Genomic DNA, 4,813 nt, shown 5'->3' with positions numbered 1-4,813 from the left:
CGCTGGAGCCGATCTTCGAAAAGCGCATGGACGGCTTTTCGGAAGTCTTCCACCGCATCTCCTACGACAAGATCGGCACCTCGACGATCCAGAGCCGGGCGACCGGCGGGGTCGTCAACGCCACCTTCGTCTTCGTGCTGCCGGGCTCGCCCGGCGCCTGCAGGGACGCCTGGGACGGCATCCTGAAGGCGCAGTTCGACTACCGGCACATGCCCTGCAACTTCGTCGAGATCATGCCGCGCCTGGACGAGCATCTGCGGCGCGGTTAACGCCAAACAGCAAGCAGTTCAAGCGCCCGACCTCGGTTTCGCCAGCAGAACACCGCGTGCGCCCTTCGAAGTGTCATTCGCCGCGCGTTGGATGCCTGTCGAGATGAGCTGGGATGGTTCCCTCTCAGCGGATGACCGGCTCGCCATGAAAGCGCCGGCGTGAGGGCGGCGATACGCCGAAGCCGACCTCCATCATCAATCTCGGCGTGCGCGCCGGCACCGTGCCCATGTGGAAGCCAAACGGATCCTCGACGAAGCCGAGACCGGCTTCACCGGTCAGCGTCACCGGGCTGTGCTCGCCATAGACATCCAGAACCTCTTGTGCGGGATGGCCGACCAGCAAAGTGAGCTGATGCTTGAGGCTGCGGCGCTTGTGACTGCCGCGGACATAGACATGCGGGCCGGTGTCGGCGTCGACCGGCTTGAGATAGAAGAAGAATTTCAGCATGCGCCAGTCGTCGAGGTCGAAATGATACTTGCCGAGCGAGGCAAGGTTCTTGTCGGCGTCCGAAGCCTCACCCGTCGGAAAACTCCACCAGACGCGCGTGGTGATGAGTTTTGCCTGGCCGCCGAGATAGTGCGCCGCAATATCCAGAAGCAGCGGATCGCGCTGGATGGCGAGTGCCGCCCGGCAGTCGAGGATGCGCTCGAAAAAATGTCCGCTGAGCAGCGAGCGGCCGAAGCGCTTTTCGGCCTCGGCATGTTCACCCGGCATGAATTCGAGACGGCGATCGAAATTGCCAAAGCAAGGCGTGCGCTGGGCGAAACTGGCGATCTCTTCATGAATCGCCGGCGGCAGCACCAGGCCCGAAAACAGCCCGTTGGAGCGCAGTGCGTCGACCACGGCTTCGCGGTCGACGCCGGCAAACATCGTATCCCCCGAATTTTGGGCCGGACGAGCGCGTTTTGCACCCAGCCAATGCATCCGGCGTCCTGGCATTGTGCGCGCCAGCACGAACATCGGCAGCCAGGCAGGGTTTTCGCGCAGGTCCGTCAGATAGGTCGGAATGCGCACGGCGATGCGGCGCAGCAGGCTGCCGTTGCGCGCAACGGCTTCAAGACTGGCAGCGCCGGATTTGTCGGGGGTTGAAAGCTTCATCGGGTCCTCGGCTATGAGCGTGGCGCCGATGCCGCATCGGAGCTCATCACTCGGTATGACCCCAACCCAATCCACCCGTCTGACCGGGAAACTAACCTCACGTCAGATTTTGTGCAATGCACAATGAACAGAGCAGCCGCAAAAAGATCACTCCGGGGAGCGCTGCTTCGGCGGTGCCACCCAGATTTCGGCGTCGAGCCGCTTTGCCGCGAGGCCGCGTGCGATGGCCTCGGCGCTGCCGGCCCGCTTCGACGCTGCCGCGGCCTGAAGCTTGCTGATCAGCAATCCATCGGCCAAGGCGCGGTTTCCCGAAAACACCCGGGCCAGGAACGGTGTGCGGCTGCCCCGCGCCCGCGAGAAGCGTGCCGCCATGGTCTGCCTGGCCGTGTGGGCAACGACCGCATCGATCCAACCATCCATCAGCCGCGAGCCCGGCTCCAGGAGCAGCAGCCAGTCACCCTTGGCCTGCCGGATGCCGGCAGCGATACCGCCAGTTACGCAGTGACAGCCGGCATGCTCGGCAACGCGATGCGTCTGGTCGGTTGAACCCGTGTCACAGACGATGACGTCACGCACCACGCCCTCGACCGCGCCGCCAATCAGCGAGGCGAGCGTGCGGGCGAGGCCCTCCTCGTCATTGCGGGTTTCGATCAGGACACTGAGCATCATTAGCCGAATAGCGGAAAGCCGAACGCAGCGCCAGTTTTTGCAATGCACCATTGAAAGTTCTTGCTTTGTTCTCATCGACGAAATAGGAATAATTTCATGAACAGAGCGATTCGACACAACATGGACAGTCCCTGGGAGCGGGCGAAGATGGAACAGATCGTGCGCGCCGACATTGCAGCTTTCGGAGCTGGAAGAGCCGAGATGGCCAATGCGATGATCGAGCAGAGTGGCGTGCGTGTCCGTCCGGACCGCAATCGCGGCAGGTCGGCGGGCATCAATCCATCCGGCCGGTTCGAGCCGGTCAGCCGGCATGTCTTCGATGATGGCTGGAATTCGCTGGAGGAACTGCCGCCCTTCAAGACCGAGGTGCAGGTCGAGAAGCCACGCACCATCATCACCCGCAACGAATCGCCCGACATCTCCTTCGACCGGTCGATCAATCCCTATCGCGGCTGCGAACATGGCTGCGTCTATTGCTTTGCCCGGCCGACGCACAGTTTCATGGGCCTGTCGCCGGGCCTCGATTTCGAATCGAAGCTGTTCGCCAAGCCGGATGCGGCGCGGCTACTCGACAAGGAACTGTCGAAGGACAGCTACCAGCCGCGCACCATCGCGATCGGCACCAACACCGATCCGTACCAGCCGATCGAGAAGCAATACCGGATCATGCGCGAGATCCTCGAAGTGCTGGAAGCGCGCGGCCATCCGGTCGGCATCGTCACCAAGTCCGCTTTGGTGATGCGCGACATCGATATCCTGTCGCGCATGGCCGAGCGCGGGCTGGCCAAGGTGGCGCTGTCGGTGACGACGCTCGACCGTATGCTGGCGAGGACGATGGAGCCCCGCGCCTCGACGCCGACCAAGCGGCTGGAGGCGATCCGACGGCTTTCGGATGCCGGTATTCCGGCCTCGGTCATGGTGGCGCCGATCATCCCCGGCCTGACCGACCAGGAGATGGAACGCATCCTCGATTCGGCACGCGCCGCTGGTGCGCGCGAAGCGGGTTATGTCGTGCTGCGCCTGCCGCTGGAGGTCAGTCCGATCTTCAAGGACTGGCTGCTGCGCCACTATCCCGACCGCTACCGCCACGTGATGTCGCTGATCCGCTCGATGCGCGACGGCAAGGACTACGATTCGGAATGGGGCAAGCGCATGAAGGGTGCTGGTCCCTACGCCTGGCAGATCGGCCGGCGCTTCGAGATCACCGCCAAGCGGCTCGGCCTCAACGTCGAACGGCGCACGCTTCGGACCGATCAGTTCGTGGCCGGCGGCAAGGACCAGGTGCAGCTGACCCTGCTTTGAAAACAATTCACCGCGGCGGTTTGACCTGTCGCGACACAAGAATCCCGTCCGGCCTGCCCCGGCCTGCAGACGGTGCCCTCCCGGTCCGGCGCCCCACCCGACCCGGAGGGACTTGCGGAGAATCGGAGCCGATGCGAACCTCGCCGCAACATGGCTCGCGCGCGTTCCGATTCTCCGCTTCTCTTTGAGATCATCGAGAAACCCGATTTCTCCTTCGAGACGAAGGCGATGGCCGATGGACTGTGGCCGGTGGCGGGCATGGACGAGGCCGGCCGCGGTCCGCTGGCCGGGCCGGTGGTCGCGGCGGCGGTGGTGCTCGACCCCGCCAACATTCCGGACGGGCTCGACGATTCCAAACGTCTCAGCCATCTGCAACGCGAAGCGCTGTTCGTACGAATTCTTGGCTCGGCGCTGGGCGTTTCGATGGCGTCCATCAGCGCCGAGGGCATCGACGGCAGCAACATCCTCAAGGCCAGCCTGGAAGCGATGCGTCGCGCCCTGGTCGGGCTGTCGGTCCAACCGAAGCTCGCGCTCGCCGACGGGCGCGACGTGCCGCCAGGGTTGCCCTGCGCGGGGCGCGCACTGATCAAGGGCGACCAGCGCTCGCAATCGATCGCCGCCGCCTCGATCGTCGCCAAGGTGATGCGCGACCGCATGATGTGCGGCTGCGGCAACCATCACGGTCGCTACGGGTTCGAGGTCCACATGGGCTACGCCACGGCCCGCCATCGCACGGCGATCGAAGCACATGGGCCGGTGGCGCGGCTGCACCGCGTTTCCTTCGCGCCGTTCAGGCTTGGCGGGACGGAAGTGGCGGAAGACGAGAGCCTCGCCGGCCTGGATTGAGCGGATAGTTTTCCACAACAAAAAAGCCGCCAGGTTTCCCGGCGGCTTTGATCTTTGCTCGATGCAACAAGCTCAGTTGAGCTTGGACTTCACATCCGCCAGCGATGCCTTGAAGAGGTCGGCGCCGGCCTTGGCGTCCATCTTGCCGGCGAGCAGCGCACGCGCAGCCTCGACGGCGATGTCGACGGCGCTGGCACGGACTTCGCTGATGGCGTCGCGCTCGGCCTGACCGATCTTCTGTTCGGCAAGTGCTGTGCGCCTGGCGACATAGTCCTCGGTCTTCTTGTGCGCTTCCGCAGCAAGCATGTCGGCTTCGCGCTTGGCGGCCGCAACGATGTCGGCGGCCTCCTGCTCGGCTTCCTTGCGCTTGCGCTGGTACTGGCCGAGCAACTGCTGGGCCTCCTCGCGCAGCCGGCGCGCTTCATCCAGCTCGTTGCTGATCCTGGCGGCGCGGGCGTCGAGCGCCTTGGCGATCATGCCAGGCACCTTGATGTAGACGGCAACGCCGAGGAAGATGATGAGGGCTATCGTTGCCCAGAGCGTCGCGAGAGATGTGTAATCCATGATGCGCTCCTCACCGGGCCACGGATTTGACCGCGGCCGCGATCTCGGCCTTGCTGGCCTTGCC

Annotated in this window: 6 protein-coding genes; 3 read left to right on the top strand and 3 right to left on the bottom strand. The window is 64.3% G+C overall.

Annotated features, from left to right (window positions below; translation table 11 throughout):
• Positions 1–269 (top strand): molybdopterin-binding protein (locus tag ACXJ7R_RS24985; protein ID WP_457154157.1); only part of this gene is annotated, 269 nt, incomplete at its 5' end.
• A 124-nt stretch (positions 270–393) separates the two neighbouring features.
• On the opposite strand, the gene ACXJ7R_RS24980 is transcribed toward ACXJ7R_RS24985, so the two are convergent.
• Entirely contained in the window at positions 394–1,368 is a 975-nt protein-coding gene (locus tag ACXJ7R_RS24980; protein ID WP_457154156.1) for a hypothetical protein, read from the bottom strand.
• A gap of 147 nt (positions 1,369–1,515) precedes the next feature.
• On the bottom strand, positions 1,516–2,034 hold the full coding sequence (locus tag ACXJ7R_RS24975) for a glycosyltransferase (RefSeq protein WP_457154159.1): 519 nt from the start codon (positions 2,032–2,034) through the stop codon (positions 1,516–1,518).
• A gap of 150 nt (positions 2,035–2,184) precedes the next feature.
• Here ACXJ7R_RS24975 and ACXJ7R_RS24970 point away from each other — a divergent pair, with 150 nt between their 5' ends.
• On the top strand, positions 2,185–3,339 hold the full coding sequence (locus tag ACXJ7R_RS24970) for a PA0069 family radical SAM protein (RefSeq protein WP_457154158.1): 1,155 nt from the start codon (positions 2,185–2,187) through the stop codon (positions 3,337–3,339).
• Between the two features lie 150 nt (positions 3,340–3,489).
• On the top strand, positions 3,490–4,185 hold the full coding sequence (locus ACXJ7R_RS24965; RefSeq protein ID WP_457154155.1) for a ribonuclease HII: 696 nt from the start codon (positions 3,490–3,492) through the stop codon (positions 4,183–4,185).
• Positions 4,186–4,257: 72 nt separating this feature from the next.
• Here ACXJ7R_RS24965 and ACXJ7R_RS24960 read toward each other — a convergent pair whose 3' ends face one another.
• Positions 4,258–4,749, bottom strand: coding sequence for a F0F1 ATP synthase subunit B (locus ACXJ7R_RS24960; RefSeq protein WP_095091887.1), 492 nt, complete (start codon positions 4,747–4,749; stop codon positions 4,258–4,260).
• Positions 4,750–4,813 lie beyond the last annotated feature (64 nt).

The sequence above is a fragment of the Mesorhizobium sp. P5_C1 genome (genome assembly GCF_054049815.1).
Note: the sequence above shows the minus strand (reverse complement) of the source record. Positions and strands in the feature narration are given on the sequence as shown.

Excerpts from the sequence above, each read along its gene's own strand:
- ACXJ7R_RS24980 (WP_457154156.1), bottom strand. The coding sequence starts at position 1,368 with ATGAAGCTTTCAACCCCCGACAAATCCGGCGCTGCCAGTCTTGAAGCC.
- ACXJ7R_RS24960 (WP_095091887.1), bottom strand. The coding sequence starts at position 4,749 with ATGGATTACACATCTCTCGCGACGCTCTGGGCAACGATAGCCCTCATC.
- ACXJ7R_RS24965 (WP_457154155.1), top strand. The coding sequence starts at position 3,490 with ATGGCTCGCGCGCGTTCCGATTCTCCGCTTCTCTTTGAGATCATCGAG.
- ACXJ7R_RS24975 (WP_457154159.1), bottom strand. The coding sequence starts at position 2,034 with ATGCTCAGTGTCCTGATCGAAACCCGCAATGACGAGGAGGGCCTCGCC.
- ACXJ7R_RS24970 (WP_457154158.1), top strand. The coding sequence starts at position 2,185 with ATGGAACAGATCGTGCGCGCCGACATTGCAGCTTTCGGAGCTGGAAGA.